Here is a 19,841-nt window from a genome sequence, read left to right on the forward strand (position 1 = left end):
CCCCGCCGGCGGGCCGCCTGGGTCAGGCGCCGCTGGTGCTTGCGGGCGATGGCAAAGCTGGCGTTCTCCCGGGTATCTGTGGCCTTCAGATAGGCTAGGAGCCCCCACGCGGACATCATAGCGGAGCCGCCGTTGGAGACAAAGGGGAACGTGACGCCGGTGAGGGGCAGCAGGTCCACGGAACCGAACACGTTCAGGCAGGTCTGAAACACCAGCAGGGACGATGCCGCGCAGGCTGCGATGGTGTAAAAGCTGGACCTCCCCACCCGGCAGGCCCGTGCGGCGAAAAACGCCAACGTGATGATGGCGCCCACTGCCAGCACGGCGATCAGCAGCCCCCACTCCTCGCACAGCATACCGAACACCAGGTCTGTGTCCGCCGCCGCCACGTTATGGAGCCAGCCGTTGCCGGCCCCCATACCCAAAAGGCCCCCGGAGGCGGCGGCGGACATGGTGCGGGTCTGCTGGTAGCCGGTGGTGGAGGCGGCCTCCCAAGCGTGGCCCCAGGAGGCGAAGCGGCTGAGGATATAGGGCTTGAACTTCAAAATGATGCCCGCTCCAAACACAGCGCCGCCGCAGATCAAAGACAGTGTGGCGAAATCCCCGGACCGCATATAGGCGATCACCAGGAAGGTGACGAAGAAAATGGCCGCGGTGCCGAAGTCGCTCATCAGGCCCAGCAGGCCGATACACACGCCTGTCAACACGATGAAGAGGGTCAGGTTCCGCTTGTGGAACAGCCGCTCCAGTGTGGCGGCGCCGGCGAAGATATAGCAGATCTTGGCGATCTCCGACGGCTGGAAGGACATGCCGCCGATGGAGATCCAGTTGACGGCGCCGTATTTGGAGTTGCCGATCACCAGGGTGATGCCCAGCAGGCCCATGGCGGCGGCCGCCATGAGCCAGCGGTTCTTCTGCACCCGGCTGAGGTCCCGCAGGAACAGTCCCAGCACCAAAAACAGCGCCAGCCCCAGCAAAATAGCCAGGAACTGCTTGAACAGACTGCTCTGGGCACTGGAGGCAGTGATGGACAGTGACAGCGTGGAGAGGAAGAAGGCGATGGTCTCCATCTCAAAGCCCACGCAGCGAGTGGCCCGCAGGGCCGCGTAATAGAGCCACATCAGCACCGTCAGCCCCAGGAAGGCCAGGGGGATGGCGATGGTGGCCTCAGTCCCGGCGGCCACGAGCAGCTGCAGACAGGCCAGCACCTGAAACACCGTCAGCCACAGGAAAGACGGCCAGATGGCGGCGGGGCGCTCCGCCCGGCGCTTCGCCTCCTGCTCCTCCCGCTCCGCCACGGTCTGAGGCAGGAAGATCAACGGCACGCCCCCTAAAGTGATGGTATCCCCCAGCTTCACGGGAACGGAGGACGCCACCTTCTCCCCATTCACCGCCGTGCCGCCCTTGGACCCCAGGTCGTACAGCGTCCAGTTCTCATCTTCGCCCCGGCAGAGGGCGGCATGCTGCCGGGAGATGCTGGGATAGTTCAGATAGATGTCCGCCGTCTTGCTCCGGCCCAGGATGTTCTCCCAGTGGGTCAGGGGCAGGGACGTGCCGTTTGGCAGGCTCAGCTGGCCCCAGTTCTCCGGCGTGTGGGGAATCCGCAGCAGAGAGCGGACCGCCCGGTACAGGATCAGCACGGCCAGAGCCGGAAACAGAAAGCGCACAAAGGCCATATACCACTCCCCCGCCAGCGGATGTGCCGCCAGCAGGGCCGTCAGGTTGTCCAGCAGCCCCTGCAGAATCTCCATGGGTCCGCCTCCTCTCTTGAAACACAATTGCATAGTTTGTTATTATAGCATTTTCTCCGGGAAATGTACAGCCCTGCCTTCACCGGCATCTTTCCACCGGGGCGGCGCTGCAGGCGGGATTTGTGCAGGTTTTCCAGAAGTGTCAGCGTTTTTTCGGAGTTTCTCACGGGGAATTTCCCTTTTACTCTTGACCTCTGTTGAAAAATCCTTTAGAATATAACATTGTCTGCAAGACCTTCAACGCGGTTTTTGGAGACCATTTTTTCACGGATTTTCCATTTTACTCTGAAAGGCCGATCGATATGAAACATCCCTATAAGACGCGGGAGGGCGGCGCCACGGTGACGATCTTTGTCCCTTACGACTGCAAGAACCACTGCCCCTTCTGCATCAATAAAGGCGAGTATGCGGATATGACAGGGTTTTCCCTGGAGAAGATCTGCCGGAGCATCGAGCGGATGGACGCCATCACGCCCGACTGCGACTTCGTCTTCACCGGGGGTGAGCCCTTCGCCAACCTGGAGTCCCTCCAGGTGATGCTGGACAAAATCCCCACTACCCACAAGGTATATATCAACACCACCCTTCCCGTCTCCGAGCACCAGTCCGAGGCGGACATTCTGGCATTTGCGGAGCGGAACAGACACAAGATCACCTGCATCAACGTCTCCCGCCACATGCAGCACTATGTGGTGGAATCCAACGACGGCCTGCTTTCCAAGCTGCCGGTGCCCTTCCGGGTGAACTGCGTGCTGTACAAGAACTATCCCGCCGAGCAGCTGGTGCCCTATATGGAGCGGTTCCGCAAGCTCCCGGGCGCCTCCATTCAGTTCCGGTTCGACTACACCGCCACCACACCGGAGAACCTCTATGAGGAGGAGGGGGACAAAATCCTCCAGGATCTGAAGAAGGTGGCCCGGTACACGGGACTGGACGGCTGCCGGATGCGCTGCGGCTTCCATTTCGACTACAAGGGAATGGAGCTGACATACCACAAGACGCTGCCTTACTCCACCATCGTGGAGACGGACCCGGTGAGCGGCGTCACCTACGACATCCTCTACGACATCCTCATCAAGCAGAACGGCGACATCCACTCCGACTGGGACGGCACGCCCCTGGATGTGGACGCCTATGAAAAGGTCGTGTTTGAGCCCTACGATCTGCGGTGGCTGGCTCGGATCGCGTAAGCAACAGGGGCGGCGGAGCATTCCGCCGCCCTGTTTTGATGAACAGGAGGAATGATTGATGAAACCCATTCAAACAGCCGGCGTCATCGGCCTGGGTTCCCTTGGCGTCCTGTACGCCACGCTCTTCACACGGGCGCTCGGCAAGGAGCAGGTCCCCGTTCTGGCAGACGGCGCATGGATCGCCCGCTACCGGAAGCAGGGCTTTTGGTACAACGACGCACCCTGCGACTTCAATTACACCGATGCCGCCGCTCGCACAGAGCCGGTGGACCTACTGCTGTTCGCCGTCAAGTTCGGCGGTCTGCAGAACGCCATCGAGACCTGCCGCCACCTGGTGGGACCGGACACGCTCGTGATCTCGGTCCTCAATGGCATCTCCAGCGAGGAGATCCTGGGAGATGCCTTTGGTCCAGAGCATGTGGTCTGGTGCGTGGCGGAGCGGATGGCCGCCAAGAAGGAGGGCAACCGCGTCGTCTGCGACCCCATTGGGGAACTGGCAGTGGGCGTCCCCGCCGGGGAGGACACCAGCCGCCTCCAGCGGCTCACCGCGTTTTTTGACAGCATCGGCTTCCCCTATGTCGTACCGGCGGACATCCGCACCCACATGTGGAGCAAGCTGCTGTGCAACACCGGCTGCAACCAGGCCGCCCTGGTGTTCCAGTGCGATTACGGCCCGCTGCAGGTGCCCGGAAAGCCCCGGGACACCATGATCGGCGCCATGCGGGAGGTGGCCGCCGTGGCCAATGCAGAGGGTGTCCCGCTCTCTGAGAAGGACGTGGCCGCATGGGTGGACATCATTGACCACCTGCCCTCCAACGGTGAGACCTCTATGCGGCAGGACGGCAAAAACCACCGGAAGAGCGAAGTGGAGCTGTTTGCAGGCACCATTCGCCGGCTGGCCGCCAAACACGGCATTTCCGTCCCTGTCAACGACTGGCTGTACCAGCAGATCCAGGAGATGGAGCGGAACTACTGAGCCTGTCCAGCAAAGGGACAAGTGCAGGTCTTCTGTCCTGCACTCCAATGATTCCGTCCCGCTGCCTGCGGACAGGCACGCTGGAAAGCCCCGGCACGAAGGTGCCGGGGCATCTTTTTATTTCCGTATCAGCCCCAGCCGGTTCAGCCGGTGGGAGCGCCGCAGGTACCAGATTCCACACAGGAAAATCTGCACCACCGTGGAGGCAGGGGTGGCCAGCCCCAGATGGAACAGAGAGCTGTCCGCCGCCCGGCTCACCAGCAGCGCCACCGGCAGCCGGACCCCCAGGGCCCCGACCATTCCTTGCGCCATGACGAACAGCGTCTTCCCGCAACCGTTGAAAAAGCCCACAAAGCAGAACAGGAAGCTGGTAAGCAGGCAGTCAATGGCGTAGGCCTTGAGATACTCCCAGGCGGCGGCGATCACCGCCGGGTCGTCCGCGAAAATACCCGCCAGCACATCTCCGTGAAAGAATGCCGCCCAGCCCATGAGGAGGCCCGCCATCAGGGAGGACAGCACGCCGTACAGCAGCGCCCGCCGGGCCCTGGTCTCCAGCCCGGCGCCGATGTTCTGCGCCACGAAGGCGGACATGGACTGCATATAGGCAGAGGGCACCAGCATGACGAAGGCGCACAGCTTCTCCGCCACGCCCACCCCGGCGGAGGGAATGGTGCCCATAGAATTGGCGATGGCGATGATCACCAGGAAGGTGATATTCACCAGCAGGTCCTGAAGCGCCACCGGGCTGCCCAATTTCAGAATCCGTCCAATGATGGCACCGTCGAACCGGATGTCCTGCCGCCGGAGTATGAAGGCCAAGTGCTTTCCACGGATCAGCAGCAGGGACAGCGCCACGCTCATTGCCTGGGCAAAGACTGTGGCGATGGCTGCGCCAGCCACATTCAGGCCGAAGCCCCCCACCAACAGCAGGTCGCCGCCGATATTCAGAATACAGGCAATCAGCACAGTGATCAGCGGTACCCGGGAGTCTCCGATCCCCCGGAAGATACTGCCCAAAAGGTTGTAGGCCACAATGAACACCGCGCCGCCGGAGCAGATCCGCACATATTCCACCGTGCCGTCAAAGGCATCCGCCGGGGCGTGCATGAGCATTGCCAGCTGAGGTGCCGCCAGCTCCAGCGCCACTGTGGCAGCCACTGCCACCACCAGAAACAGGCAGATGCCGCTGCCCACAGCCGCCCCCGCCTCCTCCGGCCTGTCCTCACCGATCTTCTGTCCCAGCAGGACCGTGATGCCCATAGCCAGACCTGTGATGACGATGGTCACGGTCTGCATGATCTGGCTGCCGGTGGAGACGGCCGAGATGTCCGCCGCAGTGCCGAATTTGCCCACCACCTGCAGGTCCACTGCGCCGTACATGGCCTGCAGCAGCAGAGCCAGCAGCACCGGCAGGGCAAATTTCAGCAGGGTCGACAGGATCGGCCCCCGTGTAAAGGTCTGTTCTGTTTCCATGATGTCCCTCCTCAACTCCGGAAAGGCGCGAAAAAAAGCCGGACAAGAAACCGGGCGCCCCCCAGCATCTTATCCGGCTTTGTGACTGCGGCCACAAGCCCTCCGATGAACAGCCAATACTTTACCATGCCACCGCAGGGGTTGTCAAGCCCCGTTTTTCCGCCTGCGCAGAGGTTTTACCCCCGCTTTACCATTTCAAGGTGGCAGGCCGTTGGGAAAAAGACTACACTGACAGCAGAGTCCTGCCCCGGCCGTGTCCGGGCGGAGAATATCCGAGATCGGAGGAGTGTCCCATGCTGCCCTGCCAAACCGGCTGTCCGTCCTACCGGGAGGGCTGCCACAAGACCTGCCCTCAGTGGCGGCTGTTTCAGGAGAAGCAGCGCGCCCAGCGCCAGGCCAAGAAACAGTATCTCCAATTTTACAACGCTCTCTGTGCCCAAGTGGTCCGCCAGTGCAGGGCCATCGAGTACCGCCGCATAGCCTGGTGAGGACCGGCCTGCGCCCGGTGTCTCAGTCCTTTCCGTGCATCCTGCCGGGGACGGCGACTGGGCAAGGCTCACTGCGCCTCTTCACGGCCTCATAATAATCCACACAGTCCTCCGCGTCCCTGTACTCGATCATGTTGCACTCCAGCGCCGGAAGCGGCGGGATCAGCAGCGACAGCCAGGCCGTACGCCGCCCGCTCTGATCCGTACAGAGAATCAGCTGTTCGCGCATCTCCGTGTGAAAATACCTGACAAGAACTCTGCCCGGCTCCGCTTTCTGCTTCCCTGCCTTTTCCGCGGCGTCCCGCCGGATGGCCTCCAGCAGCTTCAGGGTCTCCCCGACCTCCTCGGAGATGGAGTCCGCCCCTCTGCCCTCGATCTCAGCCGCATCTTTCATATAGGCGGTTCCGGGCTGCGCCAGCAGGTATTCCACTGTCCCGCCCCTGGCCACGCAGTCGGTCAGGATGCGTCTGTATGCATGGGTGAACCCATAGCCGGACAATGCCAGAAGCTGGATCGCCCGTGCCTCTGCCAGCTGCTTTTTCAGTGCTCGGCTGTGCTCTCCCGGGGCATAGACCCGCTTGATCCCGTTATTCCGGTGGTCGATCCGGATCTGCAGCCGTGTCACAAGCGCGGACAGGAAGCCCACGGTGATCACGCTGGAGATCACCGCCGACAGGATCGTTCCCGCCAGCCACTGCATCCCATCATCCATCTGCCTCTCTCCTCTCTGTCTCTTCGGAGCTGTTGTCCTGCTGTCCTCACGCCATGCTGCAGTCCACCGCCACCTTGATGACACCGTCCCGCCGGTGCTCGAACAGGTCATAGGCCGCCGCGATATCCCGCAGAGGGACAGTGTGGGTGATGAGGGGCGTGGTGTCCAGCTTTCCCGCCGCGATCAGGTCCAGAATCTCCTGGCTGTCACAGCCGTCCACGCCGCCGGTTTTGAAGGTGAGATTCTTCCCGTACATCTCCGGCAGGGGCAGGAGCTGGGGCCTATCGTAAAGCGCCACCACCGTCACCACCGCATTGGGGCGGGCGCACTGCCAGGCCAGGCGGAAGGTCTCCTCCGCCCCGGCTACCTCCAGCACCCGGTCCGCGCCGCCGTGGTCGCTGTGGGCCTGTGTGAAGGCCAGCACCTCCTCCGGCCCCACCGTCAGCACCTGGGGATAGTGCTCCCGGACAAACCGGAGACGCGCCGGGTCCTTTTCGCAGACGATGACCTGCTTAGGCGCTTTCAGCAGCACGCACAACAGAGTGCAGATGCCTGTGGGGCCCGCTCCTAGGATCAGCACCGTGTCCTCCGGCCCGATCTCCGTGATGCGGGCCGCCCAGAAGCCGGTGGCCAGGATGTCGCCAGCAAACAGTGCCTGCCGGTCCGTAACGCTCTCCGGGATTTTCGTCAGACCCTGGTCCGCGTAGGGCACCCGGACGTATTCCGCCTGTCCCCCGTCGATCCGGCAGCCCAGGGCCCAGCCGCCGCTGGGATCCGTACAGTTGTTGACATACCCGTGGCGGCAGAAGAAGCACTCGCCGCAGAACGTCTCCACATTCACGCTCACCCGGTCGCCGGGGCGGACCGTCCGGACGCCGGGACCCACCGATTCCACCACACCTACCATCTCATGGCCCACGGTGATACCGGGCACCGCCCGGGGCACGGAGCCGTGCTTGATGTGCAGGTCGCTGGTGCAGATGCTGGACAGCGTCACCCGGACCAGCGCGTCTCCAGGTTCCCGCAGCACAGGCTTCGGCTTGTCCGTCAGCCGGAAGGTTCCTTTTTCCAAATAGGTATAAGCCAGCATACCATCTCTCCTCTCTGACTCCTATGATACGGCGGAAGCACGCCCCTGTCAAAGGCTTCTCCGCCGTTTCCCATAAAAAAGCCGGGGCTGCGACATCCGCTGCAGCCCCGGCGCTCTTCTTTTCAGATCACAGATTCTCCCGCAGCGTCTCCAGATTCTGCTCCATCAGGGACACGTAAGTGGCCCCCGCCTCCAGTTCGTTCGTGGATACATTGTGGCAGGTGTGGAACAGGGCCGTCTTGACGCCCGCGGCCTCCGCAATGCTGTCCGCCACCAGATGATTGGAGAACTCAATGTACCAGACCGTGGGGATCCCCTCTTCCCGCACCTTGTCCGTCAGGAAGGCGATGGTGGCTGCCGAGGGCTCTGTCTGGGTGCTGCACCCGGGGAAGGCAGCGTAGTAGTCGATGTCGAATTCCTCCGCGAAGTACCGCAGGGGAAATCGGTCCCCGAACACCATGGTCCGGTCCTCCACTCCGGCGAAGAAGTCCGCGAATTCCCGGTCCAGGGCCTCGATCCTGGCGGCGTAGCCCTCCGTGTTGGCGGCGTAAGTCCCGGCATTGGCCGGGTCCAGCTCCGCCAGCCTGTCCCCCACCGCCCGGGTGATGGCGGCGGCATTTTTCGGGGATGTCCACACGTGCTCATCGTAGCCCACCACTTCTCCCAGGCCGGGCCCCTCCGCATGGTCGTGGTCATGGCCCTCGTGGTCTTCCATGCCCTCCACTGTCTCCTCCTCCAGCAGGTCCACACAGTCCACCATCCGCAGGGCCTCGCCCTGCATGTCCACGGACTCCAGAATCGTCTCCACCCAGGCGTCGGATTCGCCGCCCAGATAGAGGAACAGATCGCACTCCTGCACTGCCAGAATGTCCGCCGGGGTGGGCTCGTAGGAATGGCTCTCTGCTCCCGGCGGCAGCAGAAGCCGCACCTCTGCCAGCTCTCCCCCGGCGGCCCGGGCGAAATCATAGGCGGGGAATACCGTAGCCACCACTGTCAGCCGCTCTTCCCTCTCATGCTCCGCCGGAGCCTGTCCGCAGGCGGTCAACAGAAGCACCATCGCCAGCGCGGCACACAACCGAATACGTTTTTCCACAGTCTGATCTCCTTTGAAAATGAGAATTGTTTTCAGATTATGCAGTATAGCACACCTCGTCCTCAAATGCAAGGTCCGGTTTGCGAGTCCCATGCAGCGGATTAGTCTTGGCAAACTTGCAAAACTCTGGTAAAGTTAAGAAAACGCTAAGATTTCAGAGGAGGCGCACCATGAGAAAGGCACTGGAGTTTCCCCGAATCGACGAAGGCAAGCTGGACGCGGTGGAGGCCCTGATTGCAGCCATTGCAGACAAAGAACCCGGTACCGCCGGCGCGGAGCTGGAGGACCTGGCCGCTCTCACGGGCAAAGTCCACACTGATGTGGAATTTGCGGAATACTGGAGCTGGACGGACCTGGACACATTGGCACGGCTCACACTGGCGCCGGAACCGCCCTGTGTCCCCGACCTGTCCCGGGAGGAACTGGTAGAGCTTGTGGAAATCATCCAGCACTGCTCTGTCACCGGCCGGGAATGGGCGATGCGCTACTACACGGCGCTGCTGCGCCGCTCCCTCTCCCTGCCCAATGTCATGGACTTTGTGGCCTCCGGTGAAGATGTGGAGGTCATTGCAGAGAAGCTGCTCCAGGCGGCCCGGTAAGCGGCTTTCAAATACATCCCGCGGCTCCCGGCGCCCACGACGGTGCCGGGAGCCGCTTTTCACCTGTGCTGCGGCTGCCCAGCCTGTCAGCCATACTGGAGTATGCTACTTCCAGCGAGCAAAGCGCCGAAAAAAAGGACTCTTTTTTATGCAAAAAGGCAGGAATACAGAACAGAGTCCCCAGCTATTTGCGCACTTATAACAAAAAGAAGCCGCTGGCATTCACAGATTTCTATACTGTCTAATTTGTTATAGAATTGACATTCCTCGCAGAAAGGGACTATACTATACATGCTGACAAGCACTCAAAACGGCAAATTTCGAGACGGCCCCCGCTTGGGGGCCAAACCGAACGAGGAGGATCAAGCATGAAAGACATTGTAGAGATCCGATGGCACGGCCGGGGCGGCCAGGGCGCCAAAACGGCGTCGCTGCTGCTGGCGGACGCGGCGTTCAACACGGGCAAGTATGTCCAGGGCTTCCCGGAGTACGGTCCCGAGCGCATGGGCGCGCCCATCACCGCCTACAACCGGATCAGCTCCGAGCGGAGCACCGTCCATTCCAACATCTACTTCCCGGACTATGTGGTGGTCGTGGATGAGACCCTGCTGTCCGCCGTGGACGTGACCGCCGGATTGAAGAAGGAAGGCGCCATCGTCATCAACTCCAGCAAGTCCCCCGCGGAGCTGCGGCCCCTGCTGAAGGGCTACGAGGGCCGGGTCTGCACCATCGACGCCGGTAAGATCAGCGAGGAGGAGCTGGGCAAGAACTTCCCCAACACCCCCATGCTGGCCGCCATCGTGAGGGTGTCCGGCGTCATCGGGGAGGAGGAGTTCATCAAGGATATGGAGGGCTCCTTCAAGCACAAGTTCGCCAGCAAGCCCCAGGTCATCGAGGGCAATATGCGGGCGCTGAAGAGATCTCTGGAGGAGGTGCAGGTAGGATGAGCCATCTGGCGAAGGATATGACCCCGGACGTGACCTGGAAGGACATCACCCCGGGCTGCAACATTTATGAGGGCGGCACGTCCAGCGTGGTGGAGACCGGCGACTGGCGGACCATGAAGCCCGTGATCGACTGGGACAAGTGCCGGCAGTGCCTGCTGTGCGCACCGGTGTGCCCGGATATGTCCATCCCGGTGAACGGCGAGGGCAAGCGGGAGGACTTCGACTACTTCTTCTGCAAGGGCTGCGGCATCTGCGCCAACACCTGCCCCTTCGGGGCCATCACCATGGTCAAGGACGAGAAATAAGGAGGGGAAGGAACAATGGGAATCAGAGAAAGACTTTCCGGCAATGAGGCAGTGGCCTATGCCATGAAGCAGATCAACCCGGATGTGATGGGCGCGTATCCCATCACGCCGTCCACGGAGATCCCCCAGTACTTCTCTACATACGTGGACAACGGGGAAGTGGACACGCTGTTCATCGCGGTGGAGAGCGAGCACAGCGCCATGTCTACCTGCATCGGCGCGGAGGCTGCCGGCTGCCGTGCCATTTCCGCCACCTCCTCCTGCGGCCTGTGCTACATGACGGAGATGCTGTACGTGGCGGCCTCCGACCGGCTGCCCATCACGCTGGCCGTCTCCTGCCGCGCCCTGTCCGGCCCCATCAACATCAACAACGACCACTCCGACGCCATGGGCGTGCGGGATGCCGGCTGGCTGATGCTGTTTGCGGAGACGAACCAGGAGGCCTACGACAACTACCTGCAGGCCATGCGGATCGCGGAGGCGGTGAGCCTGCCCATCATGGTGTGCCAGGACGGCTTCATCACCTCCCACGCCATCGAGAACATCGAGCTGGTGGAGACAGAGAAGGTCAAGGAGTTCGTGGGTGAGTACAAGCCCGCCCACGCGCTGCTGAAGCCCGGCGAGCCCATGGCCGTGGGCGCCTACGCCACGCCCGTGTACTACATGGAGGCCAAGCGGCAGCAGGCCCAGGCCATGATGGACGCCAAGGACGTGATCCGCAAGGTGGGCAAGGAATTCGGCGAGATGACCGGCCGGACCTACGGCCTGATCGAGACCTATATGATGGACGACGCTGAGGAGGCCATCGTCATCATCGGCTCCTCCGCCGGCACCGCCAAGGAGGCCATCAACGAGCTGCGGGCCCAGGGCAAGAAGGTGGGCCAGATCAAGGTCCGCTCCTTCCGTCCCTTCCCCAGTGAGGACATCTGCGAAGCCCTGAAGAACGTGAAGGCCTTCGCCGTGATGGACAAGGATGACAGCTTCAACGCCCACTGCGGCCCCATGTTCGCGGAGGTCACGGCCAGCCTGTACGCGGCGGGCATCAGCGGCCCCAAGGGCATCAACTACATCTACGGCCTGGGCGGCCGCGACGTGCGGGTGGAGAGCATCCAGCACGTGTTCGCGGAGCTGGAGAAGATCGCGGCCACCGGCGAGGTGGGCGAGACCTATCGCTACCTGGACGTCCGGGAATAAGGAGGGAAAACAGTCATGGCATATAGTCTGAAAGAAAACCTGATGAAAGAGGACCGCCTGTCCGGCGGCCACAGAATGTGCGCGGGCTGCGGCTCTCCCATCGCGGTGCGGACGGTGCTGCGTGCCCTGAACCCGGAGGACAAGGCGGTGGTGTGCTCCGCCACCAGCTGCCTGGAGGTCTCCACCTTCATGTACCCCTACACGGCGTGGAAGGACAGCTTCATCCACAACGCCTTTGAAAATGCGGCGGCCACGATCTCCGGCGTGGAGACGGCATACCGGGCGATGAAGAAGCGGGGCAAGCTGGATGATACGTACAAGTTCATCGCCTTCGGTGGCGACGGCGGCACCTACGACATCGGCTTCCAGAGCCTGTCCGGCGCCATGGAGCGCGGCCACGACATGGTGTATGTCTGCTACGACAACGAGGCGTACATGAACACCGGCATCCAGCGTTCCTCCTCCACCCCCCACTTTGCCGACACCACCACCACGCCTCAGGGCACGGTGATCCCCGGCAAGATGCAGCAGAAGAAGAACCTGACGAAGATCATGGTGGCCCACGGCATCCCCTATGTGGCCCAGACCACGTTCATCGGAAACTTCAAGGACATCACGGAGAAGGCCCACAAGGCCATCTACACCCCCGGCGCGGCGTTCCTGAACGTGATGGCGCCCTGCCCCCGCGGCTGGCGGTATCCCAGCGAGAAGCTGATGGAGGTCACCAAGATGGCGGTGGAGACCTGCGTGTGGCCGCTGTACGAGGTGGTTGAGGGCAAATACATCCTCAGCTACAAGCCCAAGAACAAGCTGCCGGTGGAGGAGTACCTGAAGATGCAGGGCCGCTTTGCCCACATGTTCAAGCCCGGCAACGAGTGGATGATCGAAGAGGTCCAGAAGGAAGTGGACAAAAACTGGGAGGAGCTCCTCAAGCTCTGCGAGCTGTAAGCAGTCCTTCCGCACTCTCCATATCAGTACGAAGGGGTTGGCCTTTGGGCCAACCCTTTTGCTGTTTTTGGCATGATTTTTGGAGGGTTTTGCCCGCTACTCCGGAATTGACAGGCATCCTCCGGGGGGTATAATAGAATCAATGATTTTCAGGAGGATCGGATGCTATGGAAAATACTGTTTTAGAAAAATTTCACCAGGGCCGCCAGAGCCTGGGAACCTTCTCCGCCATCGGCAGCCCCCTGGCGGTGGAGAGCCTGCGTTATACCGGACTGGACTATGTGATCGTGGACACGGAGCACTCCCCCGCCGGGATCGAATCCGCTGCGGCCCAGATCGCCGCCGCCCAGGGCGCAGGCCTGACGGCCCTGGCCCGGGCCAATGAGATCTCCCGCACGGCAGTGCTGCGGCTGCTGGACGTGGGTGCCCAGGGTGTGGTGGTCCCCTGCGTGGAGACCGTGGAGGAAGTCCGGGAGCTGGTCCGGTATGCCAAGTTCGCGCCTCTGGGGAACCGGGGCTTCTGCCCCACCCGGGACGGCGGCTGGGGCCACGCCGCCCATGCGGTCTCCATTTCCGGCTATATGGAGACCAGCAACCGGGAGACGCTGCTGCTGCCCCAGTGCGAAACTGTGGGCTGCCTGGAGCACATTGAGGAGATCACCGCTATGGACGGTGTAGACGGCATCTTTGTGGGGCCCTTTGACCTGTCCATTGCCCTGGGCCACCCCGGCGAGTTCAACGCACCGGTGGTCCATGACGCCATCCTGCGGGTCCAGGCGGCCTGCAAGCGCAGCGGCAAGCTCTCCATCATCTTTACCGGCAGTGCGGCAGCCAGCCGCCAGCGGTTTGCCGAGGGCTTTGACAGCGTTACCATGGGCATGGACTCCCTGTTCTATGTAGAGATGTACAAAAATCTGGTAGCGGACGTTTGGGGCAAGTAAGTCCCCGACGCAAAGAAACCCGGCGCGGATTTCCGCGCCGGGTCCCTTTTTATTCCGTCTCTTCCAGCTTCTGTTCCGCTGCGAACTCTCCCAGGCCAAAGTCCTTTTCCACACTGGCAGTATCCCGCTCCAGCATGGTCTCCATTACCCGGATGTCGCTGTCCACATCCATGGCGTCGGCCTTGTACAGCTCGTCCAGCTGGTGCTCAAAGCCCTTGATAATCAGGTCCATGGTGGACTCGATCCGGGCTTTGGCCTGGCGGAGGTTCTCCCCCTCCACCCCGGCAGCCTCAAACTCCGCGTAGGAGTCCAACAGCTTCTGGGTAGTAGGCAGGTAGTAGTTCAAGAAGGTATCGATCCGGTCTCGCTTCTTCGGGTCCTCCTCCACCGCCCGGAAGATCTTGGCGGTGATGGTCTCCAGCCGGTCGATCTTGGCAGAGAGTCCCGGGTCCGCGATGGCGTCGTTGGCCCGGCGGATCCTCCGCAGGATTCCGGAGCAGCCCTCCTCCGTCTCCTTGGGGGGCGGCGCCGCGGCCGCCTCCTCCTGCCGGCGCTTCTGTTTCAGGTCCGCGTCCGCCTGGCCGCTGCGGAAGAGATACCCCAGCTCCATGTTCAGATACGCCTCATCCCCGAAGTAGCCTTTATCGATCATCTTCTGCAGGTCCTTCTCCACCCGGTCCCTGGAATAGCCCAGGGTGCGGCACAGCTGTTCCACTGCCATAGCCTCGTAATTCCCAACCACGGCCAGATACTTGTTGTACCGCTTCAGACTGCGGCCGATGGAGACCCCGCTGCAGAACATAGCCCCACCGGCAGCAGCAATGGCTAAGGCCCACAGCAGCTCTTCGATATACCAAGGCTCCACGCCGCCCAGCCAAATCATCATCTCGATGGTGGACCAGCAGGCCGCCAGGCCGCAGACCGCCAGCACCGCGCCAATGATCTTCAGCCACTTGGCGTTAGACTTCTTCACCGCCGGGGACTTCATGGCGCTGCGCACGGCCTTTTTGGTCCTGCCGGCAGTCCCGGCGGATGCGGCGGCCGCCGGCTCCGGCGCCGCCGTCTGCAGCGGGGGCGGGGCCTGCCTCCGCTTCTGCCCGTCGTTTCCGAAGAGTTTGACCAGCAGCATCACCAGGGCGATGGGCCACAGGCCGACGGCGAAGAGGATTACGATGGCTATCCAAGCGCCAACGCCTTCCTGCTTCTGTTTCTTTCCGGCCACGGCACTCAGTCCTCCTTCTGCTTCAGTTTCCGCTTGTTGCCCTGGTCATCCACCACATAGGTGTGGTCCAGCTGGCTCTTCAGGTTCCCCAGCACGGAGTCGATGTACTCCCGCCGCAATGCCGCCTGCTCCATCCGCTCCCACTCCGTCAGGCCCTCCGGTGTCTTGGCCTTCCGGGCCAGCTCGTTGATGCGGTCGATCTGCTTTTTCTCCATGTTTCGCTCCTCCTGTCAGGTCTCAGGCCGCTGGCGCTCGAATACCAGGTCGATGCTCTCGATAAAGCCGTAAGGCCGGCGCTGGCTTTTGGGGATGCATCCCACATATCGCCAGCCATCCGCCGCCCGGCGGACGATGACCTCCCGATGAGCAGCGGTCTCCCGCAAGTAAAACCCGTAGACCTCGCCGCAGGATACCTCTTCAAACTCGTATTCCAGCACGCTGCACCCTCCTCTCTCAAATATATCGCTTCACCACAATGGCGGTGCGGCCCTTTTTCGTGACGCCGCCCACCGCCGCCAACTGAAATTTTCCAAATCCCCGGGCGGAGACCGTGTCCCCCTCTGTAAGCAGCTTGTCCGCCTTCGTACAGGGCCGCCAGTTCACCTGGACATGGCCGGAGGAGATCAAATCTGCCGCCTTCCCTCTCGCCATCCGAAAACCGGTGGAACACACCGCGTCCAGCCGCAGGGAGCTGACCGTGTCCCGCACCTCCTCGCACCGCACCTCCGGGATGTGGAGGTGGGCGGCGGGGATCTCCGTCACCGTCAGCCTCGCCCGGCCGGCGCTGTTCCAGCTGGAGAGCAGGAAATCCGCCACCGTGTCCAGCACGATCAGGTCCGCGCTCTCAGGAGACACCAGAATGTCCCCCACCTTCTCCCGAACGATGCCCATTCCCATGAGGCTGCCCAGAATGTCCCGGTGGCTCAGCCGGTCCTCCGTCCGAAAGGCCGCCCGCAGACACCGGAGCGGAGGCTCCGCCGTCTCCGGCTCCATCCAGTCCGGCAGAAAGAGCAGGATGTTCCGCTCCGCCCCCTGGTAGCCTCCCTGACGGAGCCAGGCAGTCTCCGGGATGCCCGCAAGACGCAGCAGGTCCCCGGCCATCATCTGCTGCTGTGGGGAGAGAAAGTCCGTACAGGCGGGAATATTGCGCTCCTCCGCCTGGGCAGCCCGGTCCAGGACCTTGGCCAGCAGCAGCCGGTCCTCCCCCTCGGCCCCGCAGCGGTCCAGCAGCTTACTCTTTTCCATGGCCGATCAGCTCCTGCGTCCGCACCAGCTCCGCATAAGCGCCATTTTTCGCCATCAGCTGGTCGTGGCTGCCCAGCTCCGTGATGCGGCCGTCCTCAATGACGGCGATCCGGTCCGCATTGCGGACGGTGGAAAGCCGGTGGGCAATGATGATGGTGGTGCGGCCGTGGGCCAGCTTCTCAAAGGTCTCCTGGAGCTTGGCCTCCGTCACGCTGTCCAGGGCGGAGGTGGCCTCGTCCAGAATCAGCACCGGCGGGTCCTTCAGGAAGATCCGGGCGATGGAGATGCGCTGCTTCTGTCCGCCGGAGAGCAGGGTGCCCCGTTCCCCCACATAGGTGTTGAACCCCTCCGGCAGGGCCACGATGTCGTCATAGATCTCCGCCAGCTTCGCCGCCCGGGCCACCTCCTCCTCCGAGGCGCCGGGCTTGCCGTAGCGGATGTTCTCCAGAATGCTGGCGGCGAATAGGAATACGTCCTGCTGCACCACGCCCACATTCTGCCGCAGGGACTCCTGCGTCACCTGCCGGACGTCGTGGCCGTCGATGCGGACCGCGCCGTCCGTCACATCGTAGAACCGGGGGATCAGCTGGCACAGAGTAGATTTACCACCGCCGGAGGGCCCCACCACGGCGATGGTCTCGCCGGGGCGAATGTGGAGGTCCACGTCGTGGAGCACCGCCATGTCATCCTGATAGGCGAAGGACACATGGTCCACGTCGATGCGCCCCTCCACCCGGGAAAGAGTGGTGGCATCGGGGGCATCCTGCATGGCAGGCTCCTCCCGCATCAGCTCCACAAACCGGGCAAAGCCGGCGGTGCCGTTGGCAAACAGCTCCGCAAAGGTGGAGAGCTTGCGCACCGGGTTCACGAAGGTCGTGATATACAGGCTGAAGGTGATGAGATCCACCGTGTCCATCCGGCCCTGCATGATGAGGAAGCCGCCCACGGAGATCACTGCCACGGAGAGGATGCACAGGAAGAACTCCATCACCGCGTTGAACCGGCCCATGGCCCGGTGGAACGCCCGCTTGGAGGTCTTGAAGCTGTCGTTGGACACGTCGAACTTCTCCAGCTCCGCCTCCTCATTGGCAAAGGCCTTGGCGGTCTTGATGCCCGAGAGGCCCGACTCGATGTCGGCGTTGATGGTGGCCGTCCGCTGCTTCACCTTGATCGAGGCGTCCTGCATGGACTTGCGGCACTTCCACACCACCAGGAAGAACACCGGGATGATGCAGGCGATCACCAGAGCCAGCTGCCACTGGATGGTGAACATGATGGCCAGTGCTCCCACAATGGTAACGCCGGAGATGAAGATGTCCTCCGGTCCGTGGTGGGCCAGCTCCGTGATGTCGAACAGGTCCGCCGTCAGGCGGCTCATCAGCTGGCCGGTGCGGTTGCGGTCATAGTAGTCGAAGCTCAGCTCCTGCATGTGGCGGAACAGGTCCCGGCGGATGTCCGCCTCCACCAGGATGCCGAAGGTGTGGCCGTAATAGCAGATGATATAGGTGAACACGGACCGCAGGATGTATGCGCAGAACACCACCGCCATCACGGCGAAGAAGGTCCGGTAGGCGCTCTCAGGCAGCAGCTGGTACATGCACCACCGGGAGACGTAGGGAAACGCCAGATCGATCACGGCGATCATCAGGGCGCAGCACATATCCAGGAAAAACAGCTTCCGGTGGGGCTTGAAGTAGGACAGGAAGATCCGCAGGGCGGAGCTCTCCTGAAACTGTCGGGTCGTCATGGTACTCTCCTTTTTCTTTATCAATTCATATCTAAAAAATGATAGCACACTTTTCCCCCGCGCGCAATGAAATATCCCCGAATGTCATCCAACATCCGGGGATATCGCCATGTCGTTTTTTCAGGAATTGGACAAATACTCGCCCATCATATAGCCGGTGGTGGTTACGCCGCCGGAGGCCACAAAGCTGATCTGATACCAGCCGTTCCCGGCGCTCTGCACCACCCGGACGGAGTCGCCGTTGGAGAGGGTCGCCAGAATCTCACTGCTGGTGTTGGCCTGCGCGCGGACCCGCACGCCGTTCCCGGCGTTGACCACCACCGCGGTCCCCGCTGTCAGCGTGCTGCCGGACGCGGTGCTGCCGCCGCTGGCAGACGTAGATGTGCCGGTGCTGCCGCCCCGGACCCGCACCAGGCAGGTGCCCTTGCCGGAGCCGTCCGTCACCGTCAGGGTGGCCTGTCCGGAGGAGATGGCCGTCACCCGGCCGGTGGAATCCACGGAGGCAATGCCGTCATCGCTGCTGCTCCAGGTATAAGTGCCGCTGCCGCCGGAGACAGTCAGGGGAATGGGCTCATCTCCCACGGACATGGTGAACTCCGTCCGGGGGGAACCCAGGTAGGCGATGGTCAGTGTCTCCGGCAGGGTGGAGGGATCCGTCTGGGCGGGCGTGGTGGTGCCGCCGTCATTCGGGTCTTCCATCTCGCCGGTGCCGCCGCTCTCCGGCATGGTCACGCCGTCTCCCTCCTCCGGGTCCGCCGTATCAGGGTTCGGCGGCTGGGGCGTCACATCCTCTGTGGAAGCGTCCTGGGTCTCCTCTCCGCCGGAGAGGCGCTGGGCGATCCGGTCGCCGAAGAGCAGGTAGACCAGCAGCGCCGCCATAATGACGATCAGCACAATCAGAATGGGACTCAGCAGATTGGGCTGGCGGCCGCGGGCGGCCGTCCGTTTGCCGCCCCGTCCGGGGGCGGTCCTGCGGATCTGTGCACCGCTCTGCAGCGCCTCTTCCTCCTCGCAGAAGGGGCAGCTCTTGTATGTATCGGAATACTTTTCCCCGCAGATGGGGCAGCGTTTCATGGCCATGGGTCATCCTCCCGCGTAACAGCTTTTCATAATTTACATAATATCGGCTTTTCCCAGTGCCGTCAAGACCGGAAGCGTCGATTCCCTGGGAAATTTACGCTTTTTCTGCGGTTCCGCTTGCTTTTGGGGAGCGCCTCTTCTATAATGGACGCAAAAGAACGCGGTTTTGTTTCACAGAACTGGGAGATTTTAGGGGGAATCGGGAACATGAACACCATCCTGATCGGGATTGCGGGAGGCACCGGCTCCGGAAAGACCACTCTGACCCGGCATTTGAAGGAACACTTCGGCAAAGACGTGACCGTCATCGGCCATGACAGCTATTACAAGCGCCAGGTGGGCAGGACCTATGAGGAGCGGGCCAAGGTGAACTATGACCACCCCAACGCCTTTGACACGGACCTGCTGATCCGCCACCTGCAGGAGCTGAAGGCCGGACGCTCCATCCAGTGCCCCGTCTACTCCTTTGTGGAGCACAACCGCACCGACCAAACCGTGGAGATCCAGCCCGCCAAGGTCATCATTGTGGAGGGCATTCTGATCTTCCAGAACCCCACTCTGCGGGATATGTTCGACATCAAGATCTTTGTGGAGACGGACGCGGACGAGCGGATCCTCCGCCGGGCCCTGCGGGATGTGGAGGAGCGGGGCCGGACGCTCCAGTCCGTGGTCTCCCAGTATCTCACCACTGTGAAGCCCATGCATGAGCAGTATGTGGAGCCCTCCCGGAAGTACGCGGACATCGTGGTGCTGGAGGGCGGCCACAACCTGGTGGCCCTGGACATGATCATGCAGCGGATCCAGCACCACATCGATGGGAAGTGACGGCCCGCCGCCAGA

Annotated in this window: 21 protein-coding genes; 10 read left to right on the forward strand and 11 right to left on the reverse strand. The window is 62.3% G+C overall.

All coding sequences use genetic code 11. The features are described 5' to 3' along the window. On the reverse strand, positions 1 to 1,751 hold a 1,751-nt coding region (locus HMPREF1546_RS16045), incomplete at its 3' end, for an FtsW/RodA/SpoVE family cell cycle protein (protein WP_021752136.1). A 302-nt stretch (positions 1,752 to 2,053) separates the two neighbouring features. Between HMPREF1546_RS16045 and HMPREF1546_RS16050 the strand changes: the two genes are divergently transcribed. Further along, positions 2,054 to 2,941 (forward strand): 4Fe-4S cluster-binding domain-containing protein, encoded by an 888-nt coding sequence (locus tag HMPREF1546_RS16050; RefSeq protein ID WP_025544173.1) that lies wholly within the window; start codon positions 2,054 to 2,056, stop codon positions 2,939 to 2,941. 58 nt (positions 2,942 to 2,999) lie between these two features. Continuing rightward, entirely contained in the window at positions 3,000 to 3,917 is a 918-nt protein-coding gene (locus tag HMPREF1546_RS16055) for a ketopantoate reductase family protein (protein WP_021748577.1), read from the forward strand. A 117-nt stretch (positions 3,918 to 4,034) separates the two neighbouring features. Here HMPREF1546_RS16055 and HMPREF1546_RS16060 read toward each other — a convergent pair whose 3' ends face one another. After that, positions 4,035 to 5,390 (reverse strand): MATE family efflux transporter, encoded by a 1,356-nt coding sequence (locus tag HMPREF1546_RS16060; RefSeq protein ID WP_036629894.1) that lies wholly within the window; start codon positions 5,388 to 5,390, stop codon positions 4,035 to 4,037. 293 nt (positions 5,391 to 5,683) lie between these two features. On the opposite strand from HMPREF1546_RS16060, the gene HMPREF1546_RS16065 reads away from it, so the two are divergent. Next, the gene (locus HMPREF1546_RS16065) at positions 5,684 to 5,878 is read left to right on the forward strand and encodes a hypothetical protein (RefSeq protein ID WP_021748579.1); all 195 of its coding nucleotides are present in this window, start codon (positions 5,684 to 5,686) and stop codon (positions 5,876 to 5,878) included. 22 nt (positions 5,879 to 5,900) lie between these two features. Here the strand turns inward: HMPREF1546_RS16065 and HMPREF1546_RS16070 are convergent, their stop codons facing one another. The 3 genes from HMPREF1546_RS16070 to HMPREF1546_RS16080 form a co-directional block, all read right to left on the reverse strand. After that, on the reverse strand, positions 5,901 to 6,590 hold the full coding sequence (locus HMPREF1546_RS16070) for a hypothetical protein (protein ID WP_021748580.1): 690 nt from the start codon (positions 6,588 to 6,590) through the stop codon (positions 5,901 to 5,903). Between the two features lie 46 nt (positions 6,591 to 6,636). Then, entirely contained in the window at positions 6,637 to 7,680 is a 1,044-nt protein-coding gene (locus HMPREF1546_RS16075; protein ID WP_021748581.1) for a Zn-dependent alcohol dehydrogenase, read from the reverse strand. Between the two features lie 127 nt (positions 7,681 to 7,807). Beyond that, positions 7,808 to 8,773 (reverse strand): metal ABC transporter substrate-binding protein, encoded by a 966-nt coding sequence (locus HMPREF1546_RS16080; RefSeq protein WP_051320058.1) that lies wholly within the window; start codon positions 8,771 to 8,773, stop codon positions 7,808 to 7,810. A 170-nt stretch (positions 8,774 to 8,943) separates the two neighbouring features. Here HMPREF1546_RS16080 and HMPREF1546_RS16085 point away from each other — a divergent pair, with 170 nt between their 5' ends. From HMPREF1546_RS16085 to HMPREF1546_RS16115, 6 genes are all read left to right on the forward strand, one after another. Next, the gene (locus HMPREF1546_RS16085; RefSeq protein ID WP_021748583.1) at positions 8,944 to 9,372 is read left to right on the forward strand and encodes a hypothetical protein; all 429 of its coding nucleotides are present in this window, start codon (positions 8,944 to 8,946) and stop codon (positions 9,370 to 9,372) included. 368 nt (positions 9,373 to 9,740) lie between these two features. Next, entirely contained in the window at positions 9,741 to 10,319 is a 579-nt protein-coding gene (locus HMPREF1546_RS16095; RefSeq protein ID WP_021748585.1) for a 2-oxoacid:acceptor oxidoreductase family protein, read from the forward strand. After that, complete coding sequence (locus HMPREF1546_RS16100) at positions 10,316 to 10,624, forward strand: 4Fe-4S binding protein (RefSeq protein ID WP_021748586.1); 309 nt, start codon at positions 10,316 to 10,318, stop codon at positions 10,622 to 10,624. The genes HMPREF1546_RS16095 and HMPREF1546_RS16100 overlap by 4 nt, the downstream gene beginning before the upstream one ends. A gap of 15 nt (positions 10,625 to 10,639) precedes the next feature. After that, positions 10,640 to 11,818 carry a pyruvate flavodoxin/ferredoxin oxidoreductase thiamine diP-binding domain protein gene (porA, locus tag HMPREF1546_RS16105; RefSeq protein ID WP_021748587.1) on the forward strand — a complete coding sequence of 393 codons (1,179 nt, stop codon included), beginning with the start codon at positions 10,640 to 10,642 and terminating at the stop codon, positions 11,816 to 11,818. A 15-nt stretch (positions 11,819 to 11,833) separates the two neighbouring features. Continuing rightward, a complete protein-coding gene (locus tag HMPREF1546_RS16110; RefSeq protein ID WP_021748588.1) occupies positions 11,834 to 12,766 on the forward strand; it encodes a thiamine pyrophosphate-dependent enzyme in 933 nt (310 codons plus the stop codon). A 167-nt stretch (positions 12,767 to 12,933) separates the two neighbouring features. After that, on the forward strand, positions 12,934 to 13,707 hold the full coding sequence (locus HMPREF1546_RS16115) for an HpcH/HpaI aldolase/citrate lyase family protein (protein WP_021748589.1): 774 nt from the start codon (positions 12,934 to 12,936) through the stop codon (positions 13,705 to 13,707). 49 nt (positions 13,708 to 13,756) lie between these two features. Here HMPREF1546_RS16115 and HMPREF1546_RS16120 read toward each other — a convergent pair whose 3' ends face one another. From HMPREF1546_RS16120 to HMPREF1546_RS16145, 6 genes are all read right to left on the reverse strand, one after another. Beyond that, positions 13,757 to 14,929, reverse strand: a complete 1,173-nt coding sequence (locus tag HMPREF1546_RS16120) for a 5-bromo-4-chloroindolyl phosphate hydrolysis family protein (RefSeq protein ID WP_021748590.1) — start codon at positions 14,927 to 14,929, stop codon at positions 13,757 to 13,759. Positions 14,930 to 14,934: 5 nt separating this feature from the next. Then, a complete protein-coding gene (locus HMPREF1546_RS16125) occupies positions 14,935 to 15,144 on the reverse strand; it encodes a DUF896 domain-containing protein (RefSeq protein WP_021748591.1) in 210 nt (69 codons plus the stop codon). A 15-nt stretch (positions 15,145 to 15,159) separates the two neighbouring features. Beyond that, positions 15,160 to 15,366, reverse strand: coding sequence for a DUF4177 domain-containing protein (locus tag HMPREF1546_RS16130; protein WP_021748592.1), 207 nt, complete (start codon positions 15,364 to 15,366; stop codon positions 15,160 to 15,162). Positions 15,367 to 15,382: 16 nt separating this feature from the next. Then, on the reverse strand, positions 15,383 to 16,174 hold the full coding sequence (locus HMPREF1546_RS16135; protein ID WP_021748593.1) for an RNA-binding protein: 792 nt from the start codon (positions 16,172 to 16,174) through the stop codon (positions 15,383 to 15,385). Continuing rightward, on the reverse strand, positions 16,161 to 17,921 hold the full coding sequence (locus HMPREF1546_RS16140) for an ABC transporter ATP-binding protein (protein ID WP_036629895.1): 1,761 nt from the start codon (positions 17,919 to 17,921) through the stop codon (positions 16,161 to 16,163). The genes HMPREF1546_RS16135 and HMPREF1546_RS16140 overlap by 14 nt, the downstream gene beginning before the upstream one ends. A 120-nt stretch (positions 17,922 to 18,041) precedes the next feature. Beyond that, entirely contained in the window at positions 18,042 to 19,001 is a 960-nt protein-coding gene (locus HMPREF1546_RS16145; RefSeq protein WP_021748595.1) for an SH3 domain-containing protein, read from the reverse strand. A 207-nt stretch (positions 19,002 to 19,208) separates the two neighbouring features. Here HMPREF1546_RS16145 and udk point away from each other — a divergent pair, with 207 nt between their 5' ends. Next, positions 19,209 to 19,826, forward strand: a complete 618-nt coding sequence (gene udk, locus HMPREF1546_RS16150; RefSeq protein WP_025545130.1) for a uridine kinase — start codon at positions 19,209 to 19,211, stop codon at positions 19,824 to 19,826. Positions 19,827 to 19,841 lie beyond the last annotated feature (15 nt).

Source organism: Oscillibacter sp. KLE 1745, assembly GCF_000469445.2.
Taxonomy (GTDB): Bacteria; Bacillota; Clostridia; order Oscillospirales; family Oscillospiraceae; genus Oscillibacter; species Oscillibacter welbionis.

What these genes read in the sequence shown, in the direction of transcription:
- HMPREF1546_RS16050 (WP_025544173.1), top strand. Translation starts at nt 2,054, where the DNA reads ATGAAACATCCCTATAAGACGCGGGAGGGCGGCGCCACGGTGACGATC.
- HMPREF1546_RS16055 (WP_021748577.1), top strand. Translation starts at nt 3,000, where the DNA reads ATGAAACCCATTCAAACAGCCGGCGTCATCGGCCTGGGTTCCCTTGGC.
- HMPREF1546_RS16060 (WP_036629894.1), bottom strand. Translation starts at nt 5,390, where the DNA reads ATGGAAACAGAACAGACCTTTACACGGGGGCCGATCCTGTCGACCCTG.
- HMPREF1546_RS16065 (WP_021748579.1), top strand. Translation starts at nt 5,684, where the DNA reads ATGCTGCCCTGCCAAACCGGCTGTCCGTCCTACCGGGAGGGCTGCCAC.
- HMPREF1546_RS16070 (WP_021748580.1), bottom strand. Translation starts at nt 6,590, where the DNA reads ATGGATGATGGGATGCAGTGGCTGGCGGGAACGATCCTGTCGGCGGTG.
- HMPREF1546_RS16075 (WP_021748581.1), bottom strand. Translation starts at nt 7,680, where the DNA reads ATGCTGGCTTATACCTATTTGGAAAAAGGAACCTTCCGGCTGACGGAC.
- HMPREF1546_RS16085 (WP_021748583.1), top strand. Translation starts at nt 8,944, where the DNA reads ATGAGAAAGGCACTGGAGTTTCCCCGAATCGACGAAGGCAAGCTGGAC.
- HMPREF1546_RS16095 (WP_021748585.1), top strand. Translation starts at nt 9,741, where the DNA reads ATGAAAGACATTGTAGAGATCCGATGGCACGGCCGGGGCGGCCAGGGC.
- HMPREF1546_RS16100 (WP_021748586.1), top strand. Translation starts at nt 10,316, where the DNA reads ATGAGCCATCTGGCGAAGGATATGACCCCGGACGTGACCTGGAAGGAC.
- porA (WP_021748587.1), top strand. Translation starts at nt 10,640, where the DNA reads ATGGGAATCAGAGAAAGACTTTCCGGCAATGAGGCAGTGGCCTATGCC.
- HMPREF1546_RS16110 (WP_021748588.1), top strand. Translation starts at nt 11,834, where the DNA reads ATGGCATATAGTCTGAAAGAAAACCTGATGAAAGAGGACCGCCTGTCC.
- HMPREF1546_RS16115 (WP_021748589.1), top strand. Translation starts at nt 12,934, where the DNA reads ATGGAAAATACTGTTTTAGAAAAATTTCACCAGGGCCGCCAGAGCCTG.
- HMPREF1546_RS16125 (WP_021748591.1), bottom strand. Translation starts at nt 15,144, where the DNA reads ATGGAGAAAAAGCAGATCGACCGCATCAACGAGCTGGCCCGGAAGGCC.
- HMPREF1546_RS16135 (WP_021748593.1), bottom strand. Translation starts at nt 16,174, where the DNA reads ATGGAAAAGAGTAAGCTGCTGGACCGCTGCGGGGCCGAGGGGGAGGAC.
- HMPREF1546_RS16140 (WP_036629895.1), bottom strand. Translation starts at nt 17,921, where the DNA reads ATGACGACCCGACAGTTTCAGGAGAGCTCCGCCCTGCGGATCTTCCTG.
- HMPREF1546_RS16145 (WP_021748595.1), bottom strand. Translation starts at nt 19,001, where the DNA reads ATGGCCATGAAACGCTGCCCCATCTGCGGGGAAAAGTATTCCGATACA.
- udk (WP_025545130.1), top strand. Translation starts at nt 19,209, where the DNA reads ATGAACACCATCCTGATCGGGATTGCGGGAGGCACCGGCTCCGGAAAG.